The following is a 23873-nucleotide window of genomic DNA, read 5'->3' on the forward strand; positions in this document are numbered from 1 at the left end:
TTACAAATAATTTGAATTTATTAGTTTCTAAATTTTAGAATAACACAAATGGAGTGATCACAATGAAAGAAGAAAAATTTATTACTGATTTGGCAAGAAAAGCAGTTACAGAATATATTATTAGCGGTAAAGAAGCAGAAATTAATGAAGAGGAACTCCCGGAAATACTAAAGGAAAAAGCTGGTGTATTTGTAACCTTGAAAAAAAATAATAAATTAAGGGGCTGTATGGGAACTTTTAGGCCTGTACAGAAAAATGCTGCTTATGAAATAGTAAATAATGCAATGACTGCTGCTGAAAATGATCCCAGATTTCCAGAAGTAAACAAAGAGGAAATTAATGATATTAAAATTTCAGTTGACATATTATCTGAGCCAGAACAAGTAAGGAATAAAACAGAACTTAATCCTGAAAAATATGGTATTCTAGTGAAAGGCGGACATCAAACTGGATTATTACTCCCAGATTTAGAAGGTATTGAAACAGCTGAAAAGCAGCTGAACATTGCCAAAAGGAAGGCTGGGTTAAAAGAAGATGCTGAGGTAGAAATTTATCGCTTTACAGTAAGTAGGTTTAATGAAAATGACTGATCAACATCTAGCCAAATTTTATCATTTAGCAGAAAATGAGTTAATAGAATGTGATTTATGTCCTCATAATTGTAAAATTTATAATAATAAAACAGGAATCTGTAAAGTTAGAAAAAATATTGATGGTAAATTATATACTTTAAATTATGGTAAAGTGTCTTCTTTAGGGGTTGATCCGATTGAAAAAAAACCCCTTTATCATTTTTATCCTCAGGCAAAGGTGCTTTCTCTTGGTAGTTGGGGTTGTAATATGAGTTGTAATTTTTGTCAAAACTGGCAGATTAGTCAGCAAAAACCTCAATTGAGAGAATTTAATCCAGCAGAGATTGTACAGACCGCTTTAAATAAGAATATTAATTTAATTGCTTACACTTATTCTGAGCCAACAGTATTTTATGAGTATATGCTTGAAATAGCAAAGGCTGCAGCTCAAAAAGATTTAAAGAATATTATGGTTAGTAATGGTTTTATTAATGAAAAACCTTTAAAAAAGCTGATTCCGTTTTTAGATGCAGCTAATATTGATTTAAAAGCATTTAACAATGATTTTTATAATAATTATTGTAATGGAGGTCTAGAAAATGTAAAAAAAACCATAAAAATTCTGGCTAAAGAAATACATCTGGAAGTTACAACTCTAATTGTGACTGATTTAAATGATGACTTATCTGAGCTAAAGGATCTATTTAAATGGCTTGCTAGTGTTAGTAGTGAAATCCCACTTCATTTAAGCAGATATCAACCAGCTTATAAACTCGATAATCAAGCAACAGATTTAGAATTTATGAAAAAAGCTTATCATGAAGCAGAAAAATATTTAAATAATGTTTATTTAGGAAATGCAATAATTGAAAATACAGCAGATACTTTTTGCAGTAATTGCGGAGAAAAATTAATTATGAGAAAAAGTTATAATGTTAAGAATAAACTGGATGGTAATAGATGTCCTAACTGCGGAGAAAAAATTTATGGAGAATTTTTTTAAAAATACAAAAGCAAAAAATCATTATTTGTTTTTTAACAACACAAAATTTATCAAATAATTTTAAATTTTATTATTTTAAAGTGCAGCTTGACAGTTAATATTAGTACTGCTATACTCTATTTAAGCTCGTATAATAATTATAAGACTAATAAGGAGGGCTTAATAATGAGAAACAAAAATGTAAAATGTAATGCTTGTGGAAGTCAGAATTGGTCTGGTGCGCTCTATTGTGAGAAGTGTAGTGGAGATTTATATCATAATCATAATGATGAAAAAATTGCAGCAAAGCTAGAGCAGACAAATAAAATTTTCAAATTGTGGGAATAATTAAATAATAAATAAAAGGTCGGCCTGAGGCCGGCCTTTTTATTTAGGGTGAACCTCTCCACCTAAAATATTTAATTGGAGTTTTATTTTGCAGATTTTTGATAAATAAAGGTAATTTAAATATAGATATATTTGAAACCATAAATAAAAGCTATGTATAAAGTAAGAAAATAACTATAAAAAATTATTGGAGTAAACAAATTATGATCACTAATTATATAAAGATAGTTACTGATAATTACAGATATAAAGATAATTAAAATAAAGGCTGGATTGAATTCTAAAAACAAAAGAGAAGCAAATAAAGCACTAAAAATTACAGCTAAAAAAGAAGGTAAATATAGATCAAATAGTGAAAAAATAACTTTATTGAATAAAAATTGTTCAACACCTGCTGTAAAAAGTAGCACGATAAAAGTAATTACAAGCAGTGGTAGATCACTATAAATTACCTGGAAAAAATTCTCCCCTAATTTAATGGGAAAAAAACTACTGTTAAAACCTAAGTTTAAATTGAGATTAATTAAGAGAACCCCAGCAGTTAAAATAGTAGATATTGTTAATAAAGCTTTAAAATTTATCTTCTCAAATTGAAATTTAAAACCTAAATCTGAAAAGCTAAAATCATAAAGTAGATTAAAATAAATATAGATAATAATTAAAAAAACAAAATGTGAAAGCACATTAATTGCGAAACTTAAAATTTCATTTATATATAATAATGAAGCAAAATCTTTTTCACTAATATAATAACTACTTAAAGTTATAAAGTACCAGCTTACAATAATTATTAAAAAATCTTTATAATTTAGACGTTGGTCAGAGAAAATATTGTTTTTCAAATTATCACCTCCTCTCTAATATTTCTATTAAAAATGGAGGAATCCTTTAAAATTTAATTTTTTTGAATAGATTAATAAAAATAAGCAGGTTTTGGCTAGTCTTTTGCCGAATATTTAAATAAGAGGTGATAAAATTGTCTTGGAAGCTTTTAACAAGTTTATTAGATATATTTATAATTGCATTTATTATTTATTATTTATTGAATATTATTTCAGGAACTAGGGCAGTTCAATTAATTAAAGGTTTGGGCTTAATCTTTGTAGTTGGATTATTTGCTCAACTTTTAGAATTAAATACTGTTAACTGGTTTTTAGATAGTTTTTTAACTATCATTATGGTTGCTTTACCAATTGTTTTTCAACCAGAATTAAGAAGAGCTTTAGAACAAATTGGTAGAGGTGGTTTTCTTAAAGACCAATTCTGGCAGAATTGGGGACCAAAAGAAATTAACGAGATTGTACTTTCTATGTCAGAAATGTCTGAGCAGCAGATAGGTGCTCTAATTGTTATTTCAAGAAAAGTTGGCTTAAAAAATTATATAGAGACAGGTATAGAACTTAATGCAGAAATCAGTAAACAATTATTATATAGTATTTTTCAGCATGAATCACCGCTGCATGATGGAGCCTTAATTATTGAAAATGGCAAAATTAAAGCGGCCAGCTGTTTTTTAAATCTTTCAACTCGTTCTGATATAAATCCTCGTCTAGGAACAAGACATAGAGCAGCAATTGGAATCACTGAAGAATCTGACGCACTTGCTTTGGTTGTATCTGAAGAAACAGGAGTTATTTCTGTTGCTGAGGATGGTCAATTGAGTCGTCATCTTGATAAAGCTGAGCTGCGAGAAAAACTGTCTCATAGTTTTGAAAAATCAAAAGAAAAATCTTTTATGAGGAGGCATCTGTAAATGTTTTCTCTAAGTGAAAATCAAAAAAAATTGCTTTTAGCTTTTTTCATTGCTGTGTTGCTCTGGGGTTATGCAAGTAATCAAACTGCAAATGTATTAAATTATGGTGAAGATCAAGCAGCTACATTTTTGATGGATATAGAAGCGAGAAATTTACCAGACAATTATCAGTTGGAATCAATGTCTGTGGATCGAGCAGTAGTAAGAATTGATTATGTATCTTATTTTTCTCGAGTCGACAGAGAAGAAATTAAAGCTTATGTTGATTTGCGTAATGTTGATCCAGGTGATAATATGAAAATAATTGAGGTTGAACTTCCAAGTTCTGCTAGATTGATGGGAGTTGACCCAGGTTATTTATTAGTAAATGTAACTAAGAAAGAAAATTAAGTTAAGTATAAATAAACCGAGGTGGATAATTTGAAAAAGAAGTTATTTGGAACTGATGGAGTAAGAGGTGTAGCTAACCATGAATTAAAAGGTGAGTTAGCTTTTAAATTAGGAAGAATTGGAGGTTATTTTTTAAGTAGAAATTCTGGACAGCAAAGACCAATTGTAATAATTGGTAAAGACACCAGGCTCTCTGGAGATATGCTTGAGGCTGCTTTAATGGCTGGATTGACCTCAGTCGGGATAGATGTTTATAGATTGGGAATTATTCCAACCCCAGGTGTATGTTATTTAAGTAGAACAAAAAATGTAGTGGGAGGAATTATGATTTCTGCATCCCATAATCCAACTGCTGATAATGGAATTAAATTTTTTGATCAAAATGGTATTAAGTTAAGTGATCAAGATGAATTAGAAATAGAGGATTTAATTTTTAATAACCATTCTGAAGAACTGCCTTATCCGATTGATAATGAAATTGGATTAGTAGATGAAAAATATGACTGGATAGATGAGTACATTAATTTTATTATAGATAGTTTTGAACAAAATTTAAAAGGTTTGAAAGTAGTTATTGATTGTGCAAATGGAGCTGCCTATCAGGCTTCACCTTATGTATTTGAAGCTTTAGGGGCTGAAATTATTGTGATTAATGATCATCCTAATGGTGAAGAAATAAATGTTAATTGTGGTTCAACAGCGCCAGAGTTGGCTGCAGAAAAAGTTATTGAAGTTGGAGCAGATTTAGGCATTGCTCATGATGGAGATGCTGATAGAGTCATTTTAATTGATGAAAAAGGTGAAATCGTCGAGGGTGACAACATAATGGCTGTTGCTGCTAGAGCTATGATTAAAGAAAATAACTTAAAAAATAAAACAGTTGTGACTACAAAATACAGTAATCTTGGTTTAAAAGAAAGTTTAGCAGAAGTTGGTGCCGAATTAGTTATCACCAAAAATGGGGATCGCTATGTTTTAGCAGAAATGCTTAAAAATGATTATAAATTAGGTGGTGAAAAATCAGGACATATTATTTTTAGTGAATATAATACAACAGGTGATGGTATTTTAACTGCAGCTAAAATTGCATCTATAATTAAAAAAGATAACGAACCACTGTCGGAATTAAAAAAAGTTATGAGTTACTGGCCCCAAATCCTTGCTAATGTAGAGGTCACTCAAAAAGATGGCTGGGAAAAAAATAATAAAGTTTCAACTGAAATTAAAGCAGCAAAGTCTGAAATAGATGGAGATGGGAGAGTTTTTGTACGAGCTTCAGGGACAGAGCCATTAATTAGAGTAATGTTAGAAGGAAAGGATAAAAAACTTCTACAGAAATGGGAAGAAAAGTTAACTAAAGTAATTAAAACTGAGCTAAACTAGTAGTCTAAATTCTTAATGATTTGCTATTATTAGTAGTTTATAATAAAATAAAAGTTGTGTTTGTTTAATTTTCATTATCAGACAAATTTAATATTTGACGTAACACCTAAAAATTAAGGAGGTGATTGTAAGATTAGATGTTAAAAGCGCCAGAACCTGATTGCAGCGGGTAATTTAATCAGGTGGACGAGGAAGAAGGTTATCGAATTTTCGGCGGATGCCTTCAGGCAGTAGCTGTTTTGCCTTAATTTTATTTCTCAAAATCAGTGGGTAATTGCTGAAACAAAGGGGATAAATTACAGCTGACAATTGAATATAAAATAAAAATGGAGGTTAAGAAAATATATGTGCGGAATTGTTGGTTATATTGGAGAAAAAAAAGCAGCACCGATTCTTCTTTCTGGATTAAAAAAATTGGAATACAGAGGTTATGATTCAGCTGGTATTGCAATTCAGGAAAAAGAAGCTGTTAAAATTATTAAAAAAGAAGGTAAATTAGATAAATTAAAGGCAAGTGCAGAATCAGAAGTTTTTTATGGTGGAACTGGAATTGGACATACTCGGTGGGCGACTCACGGCAGACCATCTGATATTAATTCACATCCACATACTGATTCTTTTTCTGAAATTGTAATAGTGCATAATGGTATTATTGAAAACTTTAGAGAATTAAAAGAGGAACTAATAGAACAGGGCCATCGATTTAAATCTGAAACTGATACTGAAGTTGTCGCTCATTTAATTTCAACGTATTATGATGATGATTTAAAAACTGCAGTTAGTAAAGCGGTAAAAAGCTTAGAAGGATCTTTTGCGTTAGCTGTTATGTCACATAATGAAAAAGATAGAATTATTGCAGTTCGCAAAGATAGCCCTTTAATTATTGGACTTGGCGAAAACGAGAATTTTTTAGCTTCCGATATTCCGGCATATCTTGAGCATACAGATAATTTTTATATCTTGGAAGATGGAGAAATAGCTGATATTAGAAAAAATGAAGTTGATATCTATAAATTCAATGGTGATTTAATAGCTAATAAAACCAAGACAAAAATTAACTGGGATGCAGAGATGGCTGAAAAACAAGGCTATGATCACTTTATGTTAAAAGAAATTCATGAGCAGCCGGAGTCATTAAAAAGATTATTGGAAGATAATTTAAAAGATGGGAAGATTGACTTAACTGCTAGTGGTCTGGCTGAAAATTGGTTGGATAATTACGATAAAATTCATATTGTTGCCTGTGGTACTGCTTATCATTCTGGAGCACTAGCTAAATATTTACTTGAAGATAAATTAAGAATTCCGGTCGAAGTGGAGGTTGCAAGTGAATATCGGTACCGTAATCCAATTGTTAATGACAGGACTCTAATGATTGTTGTCAGTCAATCCGGAGAAACAGCAGATACACTTGCTGCCTTAAGGTTGGCTAGAAGCAAGGGAGCATCAGTGCTCGCCCTAACTAATTCTAGGGATAGCAGTATAGCTAGGGAATCTGATATGCTAATTTATTTAAAAGCCGGTCCTGAAATTGCTGTTGCTTCAACTAAAGCTTATACCAATATGGTAGCAGCTTTTTACATTTTATTGATTGATGGTATGAGACAGCGTGATGATATTAGTGAAGAGCTTGTTGTTAATTATACTTCTGATTTAATTAAACTACCAGAGATGATTCGAAAGCTGAGTCAGCAGAGCAAAGAACAAATTGAAATTATTGCCAATAAGTATGCTCAAAAAGAAAATATTTTCTTTATTGGTCGTAATACTGATTATACCTTAGCTTTAGAAGGCGCCTTAAAATTAAAAGAAATTTCATATATTCATGCGGAAGCTTATCCAGCAGGAGAATTAAAACACGGTACACTTGCTTTAGTTGAAGAAAATGTGCCAGTAGTTGCACTTGGAAGTAGAGCTGATATCTTTGCAAAACTGTTTAGTAATTTAAAAGAAGTTAAGGCTAGAGGTGCTGAGACTCTTTTAATTACTGAAGAAAATCAAAAATTTGAAGCTGATAGTGTAGATTATTTAATAGAACTACCAGTTTTAAATAAGGATTTTGCAGGTCTACTAGCAATTATTCCTTTACAACTTTTAGCATATTATACTGCTTTAAATTGTGGTGAAGATATTGATCAACCAAGAAATCTTGCTAAAAGTGTAACAGTAGAATAAAGCTTAACAATTTGAAATATGAGAGTTAGCCGAGCCTTTTATTGGGCTCGGTTTTTTTGCATTTAAGTAATAATTTTAATATAATTATAAAGTAGAGTAAATTAAAGAGAATCAGGAAGTAGTAGAAAGGAAAATTATGATTATTGGAACTGGAGTAGATATAGTTAAAAATAAAAGAATTGAAAGATTAATTAATAAGTATGGAGAACATTTTTTAAAAAAGGTTTATACAGAAATAGAAATCGAATACTGTCAGGCAAAAAAGAAATCCATTTCATCTTTTGCTGCTCGCTTTGCAGCTAAAGAAGCGGTTTTAAAAGCTTTAGGAACAGGAATGAGAAATAATAATTGGCAGGAAATTGAAATTGCAAATAATGAGCTTGGCAAACCTGAAGTTTTATTGTTTAATAAAACGGCAAAAAAAGCTGAAGAACTTAAAGTGACTTCTATTTTTATTTCTATTTCTCATGAAAAAGAGTACAGTATTGCTCAGATCATTATGGAAGGAGAAAAATAAATGGAAGTTTTAACTCCAGCAATGATGACAAAATGTGACCAAGAAACAATTGAATCTGGTTATCCTGAAATATTATTAATGGAGGCTGCTGCTTCTGGGATAGCAAACTTAGCATTAGATATTATAGAAAAAGAAATATATTTTAAAGAAAAAAAAGATATTAAAATTAGTGTATTAGTAGGTAAAGGAAATAATGGTGGGGATGGATTAGCTGCTGCGCGTATTTTAAAAAATTTAGGATATCAACCTGAAATAATATTGAGCTCAGATAAAAAGCTATTAAAAGGAGTTAATGCAAAGAACTTTGAACTTGCATCTTTTAATAAAGTTAAATATTATCAATTTGAAAATTTAAAAGAAACAGAATTTTTGAATATAATAAATAAGAGTGATTTAATTATAGAATCACTTTTAGGAACAGGAATTGCTGGTGAACTCAGAGGAAATATAAAAAAAATTATCAATTTAATTAATCAAAAATTAGATGATCAACCTTTAACCCTTGCTGTGGACATTCCTTCAGGAATTATAGGGAAGACTGGTAAGAAAGCAGGTAAAGCTTTAAAAGCTGATTACACCGGTACGATGGCGGCTTATAAAAGGGGCTTGCTTTTATATCCAGGCAGAGATTATGCTGGTGAAATTAGGATTATAAATATTGGGATTCAGCAGGAGACAATTATAAAAAATGGTGATGGTTTAAAAATATTTAATAGTCAAGAAGCAAAAAAATTAATTCCAGCAAGAAAAAATTATGGACATAAAGGTGATTTTGGTAAAATAGCTGTGTTAGCAGGGTCTAAGGGAATGACAGGTGCACCGCTTTTAACTACTAAAGCTGCTTTAAAAAGTGGTTCAGGACTAGTTTATTTATTAATTGCGGAAGAAATTGAAGCTCTTACTACAGTTCAATTAGATGAATTAGTAGGTATTTCTCTTCCTTCTAAAAATGGAACAATTGCTGAAAATTCGTTTGAAAAAATTATGCAGTTTTCCAAAAAAATTGATTTGTTGGCTGCTGGCCCTGGTTTAGGAACAACTTCGGCAGTACAGAACACTATTATGAGTATTTTAGAAAAACTTAATATTCCTTTAATTCTGGATGCAGATGCTATCAATTCAATTAATGACTTAGATCTTCTAAAAAATTATTCGGGTGAATTAATATTAACTCCCCATCCGGGAGAAATGTCTAGGTTAACAGGATTAACTATTAAAGAAATTAATAATAATCGGATAAAAATTGCGCGAGATTTTGCTAAAGAAAACAAGCTCACTTTAATATTAAAGGGTGCTGCTACAATCACTGCCGCTTCAGATGGAAGAGCGTATATTAATGATAGTGGTTCAAATGGAATGGCAACAGCGGGTAGTGGTGATGTACTAACAGGGATTGTGGCTGCTTTAAGAGCACAAAACATGAAAAGTTTTGAAGCTGCAGCTTTAGCAGTATATATTCATGGTAGAGCAGGAGAATATGCAGCAGAAGCAGAAAGTAATTTTTCTTTAATGGCAGGAGATATTATTAATAATCTAGCAAAGGTTTGGAAAGAATTCAACTAAATTTATTGCTTAAATTGCAATTTTTAATTTATTTAAATATTTAAATACAATAAAATAATTTAAAGGAGCACACAATGATATTATCAGATAAAACTATTAAAAAAATGTTAGCAAATAAAGAACTTATTATAGATCCTATAGATGATGTACAAATTCAACCTGCTTCAGTTGATATGAGACTTGGTGATGATTTTTTGAAGGTAGATGAGAATTCTCTACCTGTGATGACTTTAAATGATCAGGTTAATTATGAAGAGGTAAGGGGATCTGAAATCATTATTCCGCCCCATTCATTTTTGTTGGCGACTACAAAAGAATATATAAAGCTGCCAGATAATTTAACTGCTTTTGTTGAGGGAAGAAGTTCCATTGGTAGAATGGGACTTTTTATACAGAATGCTGGCTGGGTTGATCCTGGCTTTGAAGGACAAATAACATTAGAGTTATATAATGCAAATCGATTACCAATTAAATTAGAAGCAGATCGCAGAATTTGTCAGCTTGTATTTGCTTCTATGGATAATAAAGCAGATAACCCTTATTGTGGAAAATATCAAGGACAAAAAAATACAGTAGGTACCAGAGTATTCAAAGATCCAGAAAATAAAAAAAGGTAGACCTGGAGGTGTCATTATGGTTACTTTAGTTATTACAGAAATAGATAAAAGTATTGGCCCAGGTGATATAGTAGGTGCTTTTATAAATGAAGCTGGGACAGGAAGCGACGATATTGGTAAAATTAATATAGATAAAAAAAGAAAGAAAGCGGAAGTAGAAGTTGATTGGGAATCTGCTGCTAAGATTATAGAAGTAATGGATAACAATCAGATTGGCGGAGTACAAGTTCATGTAGAAGCCAAAAACCCAGATGATTTAATTGATAAGGATATTATTAATTATTATAATAAATTTAAGGGGCTTGTTGAATTAGAAAGAAAGGAAGAAATTGACAGGCATAAATTAGAAATTAAATATTTATCACCAAGAGAAAGACAGGCTAAAGGGAGAAGCTTATTGAATTTACATGGTAAAGATAATGGTAATACATTTGGCCATCGACCTTTAGTTAAATTTACTTCAAAATATAAAGGGGAAAAATTAGCCGAAACTCAGATTACTCCTGGGGATTTAGTTATGATCAGTTTAAACAAACCTTTACATCCTGATAATCCTACGGGCACAGTAATAGAAAAAACTTCTTATTCAATTACAGTTGCATTTGAAAGTTATCCACCTGAATTTATATATAATAAGGGTGTCAGACTTGATTTATTTGTTAATGACACTAGTTTTCAGAGGATGTTTTCTGCTTTAGAAAAAATTAAGCACCCTGAAAATGAAATGCAGAAAAGAAAAAGAGATATTTTACTTGGTAGAAAAAAGGCTGAAATCAAAGATAGTTTAGATTTAGAACTAGAATATTTAAATGAATCTCAAATTAAAGCAGTAGAAAATGCATTAGCTGCTGAGGATATTTATTTAATTCAAGGCCCGCCGGGAACTGGCAAAACAGTAACAGCAGTAGAATTAATCAGTAAGGCTGTAGAACGTGGGGATAAGGTACTGGCAGCAGCAGATTCGAATACGGCAGTTGATAATCTATTAGAACTGCTGGCTGAAAAAGGTCTTAATGTAATTAGAATTGGTCATCCAATAAGAGTTAATAAAAAATTACGTGAGCATACTTTAGATGAAATTGTATTAGAACATCAGGATTATCTTGAAGCAGAGAAATTAAGAGATGAAGTTTCAGATTTAATTAATAAACAAGAATCATATATTTATCCTGGGGGTAAATACAGGAGAGGTCTTTCAGATCAAGAAATAAAAAATTATGCAGAAAAAGATTTGGAACATCATGTTAGAGGGATTAGCCCCGAAGTTATCGAAGAAATGGCAGAGTGGCTGGAACTTCAAGAAAAAATAGATAAATATTTTAAAGAAATTGAGAGGCTGGAGAATAAAGCAGTAAGAGAATTGCTGGATGAAGCTGATATTATTTGTACAACTAATATTACAGCAGGATCTGAACTTTTGGAAAATATAAAATTTGATTTAAGTGTAATTGATGAAGCTACTCAGGCAACTCAACCTGCAGCTTTAATTCCCTATTTAAAAGCTAATAAAACTATATTAATTGGTGATCACAAACAGCTACCTCCAACAGTAGTTAATCAAGAGGCAGCTAAAAATGGATTGAGTATTTCATTATTTGAAAAATTAATTGAAATTTATCCGGGAGAAATGAGTTCTTTGCTTGAAATTCAATATAGAATGAACCGGGAAATTATGGGCTTTTCTAGTATATATTTTTATAATAATAGTTTAAAGGCAGCTGAATCTGCAGCTGAGCAGAAGTTAAGCGATCTTGGTCTTAAAATAGATGAAGAAGATTGTTTTACAGCAAAGTCTTTGAAGTCAGAATATCCACTTGTTTTTTTAGATACTAAAGAAATGAGAGCTAATGAAAGATCTTTTGAAGGCTCTAATTCTTATGATAATCCAGTAGAATCAGAAATTGTCCTGGATATACTTGATCGAGCAATAAAATCGTCATTAAATGAAGATGACATTGCTGTAATTGCTGCTTATAAAGATCAAGTAGATTTAATTAATCAGCATAATAAATTTAAAGATGTTGAAATAGATACTGTTGATGCTTTTCAAGGAAGAGAAAAAGAGATGATTATTTTTTCTGCTGTCAGAAGCAATGATGAATGTAATATAGGATTTTTAAGAGATCTTCGCCGTTTGAATGTGGCTTTGAGTAGAGCCAAAAGAAAGATGATTTTTATTGGTGATAGCAGTACAATTTCCAAAAATGATGCTTATGATAAACTTTTAAAATATATTAAAAAAAGCGGTCTTTACTATAGTCTTTAGTTTTTATTTAATAAAATTAAAAAAATCCAAATATTATAATTAATTAAAGAGTTTTACAAAGCTATAAAAATTAAACTAAATCCTGTAATATCAGCAATCTAGAGTAATATTTAAATTGACACTTCATTGTATTTGAGATATAATTAGATTGTCTGAAATTGTTTCAAAATCATTTTAGAATGAGGTGTTCATAAAGTGGAGAGACTGCGCCGAAAGAAAACTTTTAGTAAAACTGAAAAAGAAGAAATTGCCAGAAGAATGGTCAGAGGCTATGAAAAAATGTCTGCAATAAATGATGATCTTATTCAAAATCTTTCTCTACTTAAGGATGGGGCTAATTAGTCTCATCTTTTTTCTTCTTTTTAAAGAATAACAATAATTACAATTGAATATTTTAAAGTAAATGGTATAATAAAGACAGTCTACAAACAGTGGAGGTGGGTCTGTTGACAGAAAAAAAGAAAGTAAGCATTGAAATTTCAGAATGTTTATTGGAAGAAATGGAGCGATATTGTAAAAATAATAATCAAAAGCAAAATGATTTTTTGAATCAGGCAATAAAATTTTATTTAAAAGAAATGAAAAAAGAAGAAGTTCGTAATCATCTACGTGATGGATATAAAAAAATGGCCGGTCTTAATCAGCAGTTAGCTGATGAAGGATTATCAAGTGAATGTTATTCTTATTTATGTTATGAGCAAAGACTGGTGGAGTGTGAAAAAATTGAAAGTAAAAAGGGGTGATGTTTTTTACGCAAATTTAAACCCAGTCGTAGGTTCTGAACAGGGTGGGGTTAGACCAGTACTTGTTATTCAAAACGATATTGGTAATAAATACAGTCCTACCGTTATTGTTGCAGCGATTACTTCTAGAATTAACAAAGCTAAGTTGCCCACTCATGTTGAAATACCTGCTGGTTATACTAATTTAGATAAAGATTCAGTTGTTCTATTAGAACAAATTAGAACACTTGATAAAAAAAGATTGCAGCGTCATATAGCACATTTGGGTGAAGATGTAATAGAAGATGTTAATCAGTCAATAGAAATCAGTTTAGGTTTAATAGATTTATAGTAATTATTATAAAATGAGAATTAGATATTTCTTTTCTTGACAGTGTGAAAATAATATCATATACTTTTAATATGTAATTTTTTATGAACTAAAGTGAATTTTATCACTATATTCTATTTGTGGGAATATTTAACAGATTGCAAAAATAGAAAGAATAAGTTATTATTAAGTATGGAGGTTAAAAATGAAACTTAAAACTGTGAAAACTCTTCTAAAAACAGAAACTATTTTTGAAGACTGTGGAATAATGGATGATCATGAGATTAAAAATGCCTGTGGAGAAGATCTTGAGATTAAAAATGCTTGTGGCGCAGATTTAATGAGTGATGTATTAGCATTTTCAAATCAAAAAACACTACTTCTTACTGGTTTAACAAACCCCCAAGTTGTTCGCACAGCTGAGATGGTTGAAATTAAAGTGATTGTATTTGTTAGAGGGAAAAAGCCTCAAGTTGAGACAATATCTTTAGCAAATCAATTAAATATTTGTCTTTATTCTACAGAAAAATCTTTATTTGAATCGTGTGGTCTTTTATATCAAAATGGAATTGGACCAGAAGCGATGAATTATATAGAAGAAACCTCCAAATAATTTTTCAGGAGTTGATTTTGCCTTTGCAAAAACAGCAAATATTAAATAAAGGAATTGAGAGTTTTGATTTTCAAAGTGGGGGAGAGGCCTCCAGCAATTTAAAAAATGTTTTACGCAAATTAGGAGTTTCAGCAAAGATTGTTCGTAAAACAGCAATTATTACCTATGAATTAGAAATGAATGTTGTAATTCACTCTCTTGGAGGGGAAATCACGGCTTTTATTTCTGAAGATGAACTTGAAATAAGAGTTGATGATGAAGGACCTGGTATAGAAGACCTTGATAAAGCTTTTACAGCAGGATTTTCTACTGCTAGTGATGAAATTCGAGAAATGGGATTTGGAGCTGGAATGGGTTTAGTCAATGTTAAAAGATATGCAGACCAGATTGATGTAAAATCTTCTTCAGAAAATGGAACACATGTTAAAGTAATTATAAAATTAGCAAGTTAATACTGATAAATTTTGTAGGAGGTTAATAATGACCAAAAAGCATTCTGTGCTGTTAAAAGAAGAAAAGTGTGAAGGATGTACAAATTGTGTTAAAGGTTGTCCTACAAAAGCAATAAGAGTACATCAGGGAAAAGCCTGGATTAAAGAAGATTTATGCATAGATTGTGCAGAATGTATAAGGGCTTGTGAGTATCATGCTAAGTATACTAAAACAGATGAACTGAAGGAAATTGTCAAATCTAACTATCCTATTTTATTAATACCTCCAAGTTTCTACAGCCAATTTAATGAAAATATATCTGCACAAAAAATTAAAAAGGCGATTTTAAACTTGGGTTTTGAAGCTGTATTTGATGTAGCAGATGCAGCAGCTGCTTTATCACGTAAAACACTTGATTTTTTAAATGAAAATTCTGGTAGTTATATCTCTACTTCCTGTCCAGTAATTGTAAGGTTAATTAAACTGCAATTCCCCGATTTAATTGAAATGTTAATACCACTAAAATCTCCAGTAGAATTAATAGCTGAAAGACTTGAAAGAAAATTTAAAGAAGAAAAAGATATAGAAGCTGACATCTTCTTTTTAACTCCATGTCCAGCTAAATTAACCACCGTAGAAAGAGCTATCGGTCAGGAAAAAAGTTTTTTAACTGGAGCAATCGGGGTTGAAAATATATACAAAAAAATTTATAATTCGCTATCCGATATTGAAATTGATGAAGACGAAAATGAATTAATAACATTAGCTACAGTTTGGGGAAGTGAAGGTGGAGAACAAAACATTTTAAAATCCTGGCAAGATATAAACACTTTAAGTGTTTCAGGGATTAGAGAAGTTAAAAAATTATTAAATGAAATTGAAAGAAATAATATTGCAGAATCAGTTAAATATTTTGAACTCACTTCTTGTGTTGAAGGCTGTATTGGTGGAGTATTAAATGTGATTAATCCTTTTCAGGCAAGATTTAATTTAGAACAGCGTCTAAAAAAGATTAAAGAAGTTTCTCAAAGTGAAAAATTAGATATAAATAAAACTGATGATGATTTTTATAATTTCGCTCTCCCAGATGAAATTATTGCTGATAATCTTTCCAAACTTGATGATGATTTCAAAAAAGCAATGGAAAAATTAGAACAGCTGCAGAAAGAAATTGGAATTTTACCTGGTTTGGATTGTGCAGCTTGTGGGGCGCCGGACTGTAAAACATTTGCAGAAGATATAGTTAATGGACGTGCCAATAGATCTGATTGTATTTTTATGTTAAGGCAGCAGTTAGGTAAAATGGCAGATGATCTTTCAAACTTGGCAAATGAACTTCCGCCTGTAATGGGATCTAAAAAGGAGGAATCAGATGACAGTTAAGGAATTAGTTGATTTATTTGATTTAGAAATAGTTGCTGGACCTAGTTTAGAGAAAGAAATTGATGGTGTTTATATTGGAGATTTATTAAGTAATGTGATGGCAAGAGCAGAAAAAGATAATCTTTGGTTAACAGTACAAGGGCATCAAAATGTTGTTGCAGTAGCTTTATTAGTAGAACTTTCAGCTGTTATATTAGTTGAGGATTTTGAATATGAAAAAAATGCTGTTCAGCGGGCCTGTCAAAAAGGAGTTAATCTTTTGAAAGCAAAAAAGAAAAGCTATGCTCTGGCCTGTAAATTTTGTGAAAGCAAAATATAAATGATTAAATTAAAAGCTGATCTTCATCTTCATTCTGTTTTATCTCCCTGTGGTGATTTGGTAATGACCCCGGCTGAGATAATAAAAAAAGCTAAAAAAGAAGGGATAGATGTATTAGCTCTGACAGATCATAATAGTGCTGAAAATGTAGAAGTTTTTAAGTATTTTGCTAAAAAAAATAATTTGGAGATTATTCCTGCTATGGAGGCTGAAACAAAAGAAGAAATTCATATTTTATGTTATTTTCCTGACATAAAAAGCCTTTTAAATTGGCAGGAAATTATATATAATAATCTTTCTGATCAAGAAAATGATGAAGATTTTTTTGGACCTCAAATCAAATGTGATTATAATGATGATTATCAATCTAAAATAAATACTCTGCTTGCAGCTTCTGTGGATTTAAGCTTAGAAAAATGTGTGGAGAAGGTTAAAAAATTGGGTGGTTTAGTTGTACCTTCTCATTTGGATAGAAAACATAGTATTATTTCTCAACTAGGATTTATACCACCTGAATTAGATTTTATTACAGTTGAGATATCCAAAAATACCAATCCAAAAGCTATTTTAAAAAAATTTCCTCAGTTTAAAGAATTCCAGTTTATGCAGAACTCGGATAGTCATTATCTTAAAGAGATTAAAGCATATCAAAATCTCATAGTTAAAAATTTTTCTTTTTCAGAATTCAAAAAAGCTGTAGAGAAAAAAGAAGGTAGAAAAATTGAACTTATTAAAACTTAATTTTCAAGGAGGTAATTATTGATGGCAGAAATGACAAAGGAAAAATTAGATGAATATTTAGAACCATTAAATGAAATTTTATCAAGGTATGAAAAAAAAGAAAGATATTTAATTCCTGTTTTACAGGAAGCTCAGGAAGAGTATGGTTATTTACCAGAAGAAGTAATGAAAGAAATAGCACTGGGCTTAAATCTATCGCTAAGTCAGGTTTATGGAGTTGTAACATTTTACAGCCAGTTCCATCAGGAACCAAGAGGTAATAATATAATTAGAGTTTGTATGGGAACCGCCTGTCATGTTCGTGGTGGAGGCGCAATCTTAGACGCAATTAAAGATGAATTAGGAATTGAAGCTGGCGAAACAACTGATGATTTAGAATTTACACTTGAATCGGTGGCTTGTATTGGAGCTTGTGGTTTGGCACCAGTTATTATGATTAATGATGATACTCATGGTCGATTGACTCCTGAAAAAATTCCAGAAATAATGGCAAAGTATCAGTAAAATGAGAGAACTATCTCTTCATATTTTAGATATTATTGAAAATTCTCGTCGAGCAAATTCCGATCTGATTAAAATAGAGATTTTGGAAAAGCCTGATTCTAATCTACTTAAAATTATTATTGAAGATAATGGTAGTGGAATAAGTAGAGAGAAATTAGAGAAAATCGATGATCCTTTTATAACTTCAAGAACAACTAGGGATGTAGGGCTTGGTATTTCTTTATTTAAATCAGCTGCTGAAAGTTGTGGTGGAGGTTTAGAAATAAAGTCCCAAATTGGAGAAGGAACAGAGGTTGAAGTAGATTTTGAATATAATCATATTGATCGAGCCCCATTAGGTGATATTACAACTACTTTAAGTAATTTTATAGCTGCAAATGGAGAAGAAGTAGATATTGTTTATCAACATCAATATAAAGATAATAGTTTTAATTTTGATAGCAGAGAAATTAAATCTGAATTAGATGATGTATCTATTCAGTCTAGACAGGTTACTGCCTGGATTAGGGAATATATTGGAGAAAATTTAGAAGAAATCCGTGGAGGTGAAGCTTTTTAATGAAATCTTTAAGCGAATTAAAAGAACTGAGAAATAAAGTTCAAAAGGAAATGAAAAAGCGTGATCAGGGAACAAGAGCTGAAATAATTGTAGGTATGGGAACCTGTGGTATTGCAGCGGGTGCTAGAGATATTTTGAAAGCAGTATTAGCAGAAGTTGAAAAACGTGATCTGGATGTTAGAGTTACTCAAACAGGATGTATTGGCATGTGTGAAAAAGAACCTTTAATTGATGTTAAACTTCCTGGTAAAGAGAAAATTACTTATGGAAACTTAAGTAAAGCTGACGTACAAAAAATAATTTCAGAACATGTAGTTAATGGTAATGTAGTTACAGATTTAGTAATAGCCAGACATTAATAACAATAATAAAGGAGGCACTTGTAAATGAAGGATACTATTTATCGTTCCCATGTCTTAATATGTACAGGAACAGGATGTGTATCATCTGGAGCTAAGACTATAAAAGAGTCTTTAGAAGAGGAATTAGCTGCAAATGATTTAAGTAATGAAATAAAAATTGTAGAAACTGGATGTCATGGATTTTGTGAAAAAGGTCCAATAATGATAGTATATCCAGAAGGTGTATTTTACTGTGAGTTAGAATCAGATGATGTTGCAGAGATAGTGGAAGAACACCTACTAAAAGGTAGAACTGTAGAAAGATTACTTTTTAAAGAGCCAATGACTGAAAAAAATATTCCATCTTATCAGGATATTGATTTTTACAAAAAACAGCAGCGGATTGCTTTAGCCAATTGTGGTCAAATTGATCCAGAAGATATTAACGAATATATTGCTCTTGGAGGATATGAAGCTGCAGGTAAAGCCCTAAGTGAAATGGAACCTCAAGAAGTAGTAGATACTGTAAAAGATTCTGGACTTCGCGGCCGCGGTGGTGGAGGTTTTCCAACTGGATTAAAATGGCAGTTTGCTAAAAACTCCGAAAGTGATAAAAAATATTTAATTTGTAATGCTGATGAGGGTGATCCGGGTGCTTTTATGGACCGTAGTATTTTAGAAGGAGATCCACATAGAATAATAGAAGGTATGCTGGTTGGAGCCTATGCTATTGGAGCAGATGAGGGATATGTATATGTACGAGCAGAATATCCACTTGCGATTAAACGTCTGCAAAAAGCAATAGAAGATGCTGAAGAATATGGTTTATTAGGTGAAGATATTTTCAGCAGCGGTTTTAATTTCAAACTACATATCAAAAAAGGAGCTGGAGCCTTTGTATGTGGTGAGGAAACTGCTTTAATGAACTCTATTGAAGGTAAAAGAGGTATGCCTACACCAAGACCTCCTTATCCAGCAGTAAGAGGTTTATGGGGTAAGCCAACCAATATTAATAATGTAGAGACATATGCCAACATACCATATATTATAACTGAGGGTGCAGAAAACTTTTCAGCTATTGGTACAGAAGGAAGTTCAGGTACAAAAGTTTTTGCTTTAACTGGAAAAATCAATAATACTGGTTTAGTTGAAGTACCTATGGGTACAACTCTAAATGAAGTTATTTTCGAAATTGGTGGTGGCTTAGGAGAAGGCAAAAAGTTTAAAGCTGTTCAAACTGGAGGCCCTTCAGGTGGCTGTCTACCAGAAGATTATTTAGATCTTCCAATTGATTATGATTCACTACTTGATGCTGGAACTATGATGGGTTCCGGTGGTATGGTTGTTATGGATGAGGATTCATGTATGGTAGATGTAGCTAAATTCTTCTTGAATTTTACCCAGAGTGAATCTTGTGGTAAATGTACACCCTGCCGTGAAGGTACAAAAAGAATGTTAGAAATATTAACAAGAATTACCGAAGGTGAAGGTAAAGACGGTGATATTGAATTATTATTAGAATTAGGAGAACACATAAAAAGTACTTCTCTTTGTGGTCTGGGTCAGTCAGCGCCTAATCCTGTAATAAGTACAATCAGATATTTCCGTGATGAATATGAAGCACATATCCATGATCATAACTGTCCCGCTGGTGCTTGTACTGATTTAGCCAGTGCTTATGTAATTGATGAAGAAGCCTGTATTGGTTGTAGTAAATGTGCTAAAGTGTGTCCTGTAGATGCAATTAGTGGAGAAATTAAGAATCCATTTACAATAGATCCTGATGTTTGTATTGCCTGTGGAGCTTGTGAACCAGAATGTCCTGTAGATGCAATTTCACAGGGATAAACTCTTATAATAGGAGGGAAATTAATGAGCAAAGTTAAATTAACAATAGATGAACAGACTGTAGAAGTTGAAGAAGATAGTACTTTATTAGAAGCAGCAAAAAAGATTGGTATAAACATTCCTATTTTATGTTATCATCCTGATTTAAGTCTGCATGGAGCCTGTAGGGTTTGTGTGGTTGAAGATGAAGAAAGTGGGAATTTATTGGCTTCCTGTGCTACACCTGTTAGGGATGGAATGTCAATTAATACCAGAAGTATGAAAGCCAGAAAGGCCAGAAGAAGAAATGTAGAATTACTGCTTGCAAATCACCCTAATGACTGTCTTGGTTGTGACCGTAATGGCCACTGTGAATTGCAGGATTTGACTTATGAACTGGGTATTAAATCTGAAGATGTGGCAAAATTTGCTGGAGAGCAAAGTGAATATGAATTAGATACAGTAGGCCCAGCTTTAAAGAGAGACCCAAATAAATGTATTCTTTGCGGCCGCTGTGTACGTATTTGTGAAGAAGTTCAGGGAGTTTCTGCTCTGCAGTTTACTGATCGAGGTTTTAATTCAATAGTAACTACTGCTTTTGATTTACCACAGGCAGAAATTAACTGTGTTAATTGTGGGCAGTGTGCAACAGTTTGTCCGGTTGGAGCAATTACTGAATTTAGTGAAATAGATAAAGTTTGGGCTGCTCTTGAAGATGATGATAAACATGTTTTAGTCCAGACCGCGCCTTCCATCCAGGCAACTTTAGGTGAAGAATTTGGTATGGAAACAGGAACAATTGTTACTGGTAAAATGGTTGCAGCATTAAGAAGATTTGGTTTTGATCAGGTATTTTCAACTGATTTTGCAGCCGATCTGACTATCTTAGAAGAAGGTAGTGAATTCTTAAAGAAATTGAATGGAGAAGGAGAATTACCGCATATTACTTCCTGCTGTCCAGGTTGGGTAAAAGGTGCTGAACATAATTTTCCTGATCTGCTTAAACATTTATCATCCGCGAAATCACCAATGCAGATGTTTTCTGCTTTAAGTAAAACTTATTATCCAGAACAGACTGGTGTTGACCCAGAAAAAATATATACAGTAGCGATAATGCCCTGTACAGCTAAAAAATTCGAAAAAGATAGGGAAGAAATTAATGGGTCTGATTTTAAAGATACAGATGCTGTTTTAACTACCAGAGAATTTGCTCGGATGATCAAAGAAATGGGTATAGACTTTACTTCGCTTCCAGATGAAGATTTTGATGAATTAATGGGGGTTTCAACTGGTGCAGGTTCTATTTTCGGTACTACTGGTGGAGTCGCAGAAGCTGCTGTTAGATCGGTAAAAGAAAAACTTACTGGTGAACCGTTAGAGAGACTTAATTTAGGCTTTAGAGGTATTAATCAGGCCGAGGTAAGAATTGGAGATAGAGTTGTCAAGGTTGGTATTGCTAATGGTTTTGCTAATGCACAAAAACTTTTAGAAAAAGTTAGAGCAGGTGAATCTGATTTAGATTTTATTGAAATCATGGCCTGTCCTCATGGTTGTGTTGGTGGTGGTGGTCAGCCCCGTCCAGCTACAGATGAAAAGAAGGATAAACGAGGCCAAGCATTAGCAAATATTGATAATGCAAGTAAGATTAGAAAATCACATGAAAATCCTCAAATCCTCAAATTATATGAGGAATTCTTAGGTGAACCTTTAGGTGGAGAATCACATCACCTTCTACACACAAAATATAAAGCAAGACCTAAAAATTAAGAAATAGATATAGTATAATAGCTTAAAATTAAATAATATTAGCTAAAGCCGTCCTGTTGCAATAGGACGGCTTTTCTTGATTTTGATAGAAATGACTGGATATTGTAGCTTATCTTGACAAAAAAACCTTAACTAAGTATAATTAAAGATAGACTAAATATTCAAAAAATTAAACAAGGAGGGATAAGTCGAAGATTGGAAGAGGCCATGAGAATATTTAAACTCAATTTTAAAAACAGGGAAGGTGATTTAATTGAAGAAAGTGTTTTCTCAATTACAGCGTATAGGTAAATCTTTGATGCTTCCAATAGCCGTTTTACCTGCGGCTGCCTTGTTACTTAGACTTGGTGCTGGTGATGTTTTTGATATTCCATTTGTAATGGCTGCTGGTTCTGCAATCTTTGATAATCTGGCTTTATTATTTGGTATTGGGGTTGCAGTTGGAATAGCTCATGATAGCTCAGGATCTGCTGGCTTAGCGGGTGCAGTAGGTTATCTTGTAATAACAAATGGAACTCAAGCAATTAATTCGGATATTAATATGGGAGTATTGGCTGGAATTATCGGTGGTTTAACAGCTGGTGCACTTTATAATCGATATCATGATATTCAATTACCAGATTTTTTAGGGTTTTTTGGTGGTCGCCGCTTTGTACCTATTGTTACTGGAGCAGCAGCAGTAGTTTTAGCCGGTATTTTTGGTTTTATTTGGCCTCCAATTCAAGATGCAATTCAGCTTGCAGGTCAGTGGATTATTGATGCCGGTGCTGTAGGAGTATTTGTATATGGAGTTTTAAACCGTCTATTAATTCCACTTGGACTTCATCATGTTATAAATAGTTTTATCTGGTTTGTATTTGGGGAGTTTACAACTGCGGCTGGAGAAGTTGTAACTGGTGATCTTTCCCGTTTCTTTGCCGGTGATCCATCTGCAGGATTTTTCATGTCAGGATTTTTCCCAATGATGATGTTTGGTTTACCAGCAGCAGCACTAGCAATGTATCATGCTGCAAAACCTGAAAATAAAGCATCAGTTTCTGGTATCTTTTTAAGTGTTGGACTAACTTCATTCTTAACTGGAATAACAGAGCCAATTGAATTTTCATTTATGTTTTTGGCCCCAGTATTATATGTAATTCATGCAATTTTAACTGGTTTATCATTGGTAGCAACTTATATTCTTGGGATTCAACATGGTTTTGGATTTTCAGCGGGGGCGATTGATTATTTCCTAAATTATGGACTTGCCACCCGGCCAATAATGATTATTCCGCTGGGAATTGCATTTTTTGCAGTTTATTATTTCTTATTCCGTTTTGCAATTGAGAAATTTGACATCCCAACTCCTGGTCGTTTAGAAGAAGAAGCGGCTGGCTCTGATCATAGTGTAATGCCTGATTCACAGCAAAAAAAGCAGAGTTCATCAAAAAGCAAAAGTTCTGGCAAAAATAAACCCAGAGCTTATATCGAGGCACTTGGTGGTAAAGATAATATTAAAAGTATAGAGTCCTGTATCACTAGATTAAGGCTTGAACTAGTAGATACAGCTGAAATTGATGAAAAGGCTCTTAAAGATCTTGGAGCTACTGGAGTTTTAACGGCAAATGAAAATAATGCTCAAGTTGTAGTTGGAACTAAAGCTGAAATGATTGCTGATGATATTAAGCAGGAATTAGAAGTGATGGAAGAATAGATAAAATTGGTGTTTTTATGAGTTAAATAAGCAGCCGGAGTTAAAACTCCGGCTTTTTTTGAATAAACTTTTTTA

At 32.1% G+C, this 23873-nt stretch carries 26 protein-coding genes; 25 read left to right on the forward strand and 1 reads right to left on the reverse strand.

The annotated features are described in order from the left end of the window. The first annotated feature begins 62 nt into the window (after positions 1-62). From amrA to HSACCH_RS13970, 3 genes are all read left to right on the forward strand, one after another. Positions 63-590: an AmmeMemoRadiSam system protein A gene (gene amrA, locus HSACCH_RS00575; RefSeq protein WP_005487048.1), complete on the forward strand. Its 528-nt coding sequence runs from the start codon at positions 63-65 to the stop codon at positions 588-590. Further along, on the forward strand, positions 577-1575 hold the full coding sequence (gene amrS / locus HSACCH_RS00580) for an AmmeMemoRadiSam system radical SAM enzyme (protein WP_235043972.1): 999 nt from the start codon (positions 577-579) through the stop codon (positions 1573-1575). The genes amrA and amrS overlap by 14 nt, the downstream gene beginning before the upstream one ends. A gap of 165 nt (positions 1576-1740) precedes the next feature. Continuing rightward, complete coding sequence (locus HSACCH_RS13970; RefSeq protein ID WP_005487051.1) at positions 1741-1902, forward strand: hypothetical protein; 162 nt, start codon at positions 1741-1743, stop codon at positions 1900-1902. 116 nt (positions 1903-2018) lie between these two features. Here the strand turns inward: HSACCH_RS13970 and HSACCH_RS00585 are convergent, their stop codons facing one another. Then, positions 2019-2744 carry a hypothetical protein gene (locus tag HSACCH_RS00585; RefSeq protein WP_005487053.1) on the reverse strand — a complete coding sequence of 242 codons (726 nt, stop codon included), beginning with the start codon at positions 2742-2744 and terminating at the stop codon, positions 2019-2021. A gap of 125 nt (positions 2745-2869) precedes the next feature. On the opposite strand from HSACCH_RS00585, the gene cdaA reads away from it, so the two are divergent. The 22 genes from cdaA (at position 2870) to nagE (ending at position 23798) form a co-directional block, all read left to right on the forward strand. Further along, positions 2870-3655, forward strand: a complete 786-nt coding sequence (gene cdaA / locus HSACCH_RS00590) for a diadenylate cyclase CdaA (protein WP_040476901.1) — start codon at positions 2870-2872, stop codon at positions 3653-3655. Further along, the gene (locus tag HSACCH_RS00595) at positions 3656-4045 is read left to right on the forward strand and encodes a YbbR-like domain-containing protein (RefSeq protein ID WP_005487056.1); all 390 of its coding nucleotides are present in this window, start codon (positions 3656-3658) and stop codon (positions 4043-4045) included. Positions 4046-4075: 30 nt separating this feature from the next. Further along, positions 4076-5428, forward strand: a complete 1353-nt coding sequence (gene glmM / locus HSACCH_RS00600; RefSeq protein ID WP_005487058.1) for a phosphoglucosamine mutase — start codon at positions 4076-4078, stop codon at positions 5426-5428. Positions 5429-5773: 345 nt separating this feature from the next. Then, positions 5774-7603 carry a glutamine--fructose-6-phosphate transaminase (isomerizing) gene (gene glmS / locus HSACCH_RS00605; protein ID WP_005487060.1) on the forward strand — a complete coding sequence of 610 codons (1830 nt, stop codon included), beginning with the start codon at positions 5774-5776 and terminating at the stop codon, positions 7601-7603. Between the two features lie 136 nt (positions 7604-7739). Then, the gene (gene acpS / locus HSACCH_RS00610; RefSeq protein ID WP_005487061.1) at positions 7740-8120 is read left to right on the forward strand and encodes a holo-ACP synthase; all 381 of its coding nucleotides are present in this window, start codon (positions 7740-7742) and stop codon (positions 8118-8120) included. Next, positions 8121-9683, forward strand: a complete 1563-nt coding sequence (locus HSACCH_RS00615; protein ID WP_005487063.1) for a bifunctional ADP-dependent NAD(P)H-hydrate dehydratase/NAD(P)H-hydrate epimerase — start codon at positions 8121-8123, stop codon at positions 9681-9683. It begins immediately after the preceding gene. Between the two features lie 74 nt (positions 9684-9757). Beyond that, positions 9758-10300 (forward strand): dCTP deaminase, encoded by a 543-nt coding sequence (gene dcd, locus HSACCH_RS00620; RefSeq protein WP_005487064.1) that lies wholly within the window; start codon positions 9758-9760, stop codon positions 10298-10300. 16 nt (positions 10301-10316) lie between these two features. Continuing rightward, complete coding sequence (locus HSACCH_RS00625) at positions 10317-12566, forward strand: IGHMBP2 family helicase (protein WP_005487070.1); 2250 nt, start codon at positions 10317-10319, stop codon at positions 12564-12566. A gap of 195 nt (positions 12567-12761) precedes the next feature. Then, positions 12762-12908, forward strand: a complete 147-nt coding sequence (locus HSACCH_RS13975; RefSeq protein WP_005487074.1) for a hypothetical protein — start codon at positions 12762-12764, stop codon at positions 12906-12908. A 95-nt stretch (positions 12909-13003) separates the two neighbouring features. Further along, a complete protein-coding gene (locus tag HSACCH_RS00630; protein WP_235043974.1) occupies positions 13004-13309 on the forward strand; it encodes a CopG family transcriptional regulator in 306 nt (101 codons plus the stop codon). Further along, the gene (locus tag HSACCH_RS00635; RefSeq protein ID WP_005487077.1) at positions 13290-13640 is read left to right on the forward strand and encodes a type II toxin-antitoxin system PemK/MazF family toxin; all 351 of its coding nucleotides are present in this window, start codon (positions 13290-13292) and stop codon (positions 13638-13640) included. The genes HSACCH_RS00630 and HSACCH_RS00635 overlap by 20 nt, the downstream gene beginning before the upstream one ends. Before the next feature lie 184 nt (positions 13641-13824). Beyond that, positions 13825-14232, forward strand: coding sequence for a hypothetical protein (locus HSACCH_RS00640; RefSeq protein WP_005487079.1), 408 nt, complete (start codon positions 13825-13827; stop codon positions 14230-14232). Positions 14233-14249: 17 nt separating this feature from the next. Further along, positions 14250-14684, forward strand: a complete 435-nt coding sequence (locus HSACCH_RS00645) for an ATP-binding protein (RefSeq protein WP_005487081.1) — start codon at positions 14250-14252, stop codon at positions 14682-14684. 28 nt (positions 14685-14712) lie between these two features. Further along, positions 14713-16047 carry a [Fe-Fe] hydrogenase large subunit C-terminal domain-containing protein gene (locus HSACCH_RS00650; RefSeq protein WP_005487083.1) on the forward strand — a complete coding sequence of 445 codons (1335 nt, stop codon included), beginning with the start codon at positions 14713-14715 and terminating at the stop codon, positions 16045-16047. Further along, positions 16037-16366, forward strand: a complete 330-nt coding sequence (locus HSACCH_RS00655; protein ID WP_005487084.1) for a hypothetical protein — start codon at positions 16037-16039, stop codon at positions 16364-16366. Before HSACCH_RS00650 ends, HSACCH_RS00655 begins: the two co-directional genes overlap by 11 nt. Further along, complete coding sequence (locus HSACCH_RS00660; protein WP_005487085.1) at positions 16367-17107, forward strand: PHP domain-containing protein; 741 nt, start codon at positions 16367-16369, stop codon at positions 17105-17107. It abuts the gene before it with no gap. A 21-nt stretch (positions 17108-17128) separates the two neighbouring features. Continuing rightward, on the forward strand, positions 17129-17611 hold the full coding sequence (gene nuoE, locus HSACCH_RS00665; RefSeq protein WP_005487086.1) for an NADH-quinone oxidoreductase subunit NuoE: 483 nt from the start codon (positions 17129-17131) through the stop codon (positions 17609-17611). A 1-nt stretch (position 17612) separates the two neighbouring features. Then, positions 17613-18170: an ATP-binding protein gene (locus HSACCH_RS00670; protein ID WP_005487089.1), complete on the forward strand. Its 558-nt coding sequence runs from the start codon at positions 17613-17615 to the stop codon at positions 18168-18170. Next, positions 18170-18529 carry a (2Fe-2S) ferredoxin domain-containing protein gene (locus HSACCH_RS00675; RefSeq protein ID WP_005487091.1) on the forward strand — a complete coding sequence of 120 codons (360 nt, stop codon included), beginning with the start codon at positions 18170-18172 and terminating at the stop codon, positions 18527-18529. The genes HSACCH_RS00670 and HSACCH_RS00675 overlap by 1 nt, the downstream gene beginning before the upstream one ends. A 27-nt stretch (positions 18530-18556) precedes the next feature. After that, on the forward strand, positions 18557-20359 hold the full coding sequence (nuoF, locus tag HSACCH_RS00680) for an NADH-quinone oxidoreductase subunit NuoF (RefSeq protein ID WP_005487093.1): 1803 nt from the start codon (positions 18557-18559) through the stop codon (positions 20357-20359). A gap of 24 nt (positions 20360-20383) precedes the next feature. Then, the gene (locus tag HSACCH_RS00685; protein WP_005487095.1) at positions 20384-22105 is read left to right on the forward strand and encodes an NADH-dependent [FeFe] hydrogenase, group A6; all 1722 of its coding nucleotides are present in this window, start codon (positions 20384-20386) and stop codon (positions 22103-22105) included. A 253-nt stretch (positions 22106-22358) separates the two neighbouring features. After that, a complete protein-coding gene (nagE, locus tag HSACCH_RS00690) occupies positions 22359-23798 on the forward strand; it encodes an N-acetylglucosamine-specific PTS transporter subunit IIBC (RefSeq protein ID WP_005487097.1) in 1440 nt (479 codons plus the stop codon). The last annotated feature ends 75 nt before the right edge of the window (positions 23799-23873 follow it).

It is taken from the genome of Halanaerobium saccharolyticum subsp. saccharolyticum DSM 6643, assembly GCF_000350165.1.
Lineage (GTDB): Bacteria > Bacillota > Halanaerobiia > Halanaerobiales > Halanaerobiaceae > Halanaerobium > Halanaerobium saccharolyticum.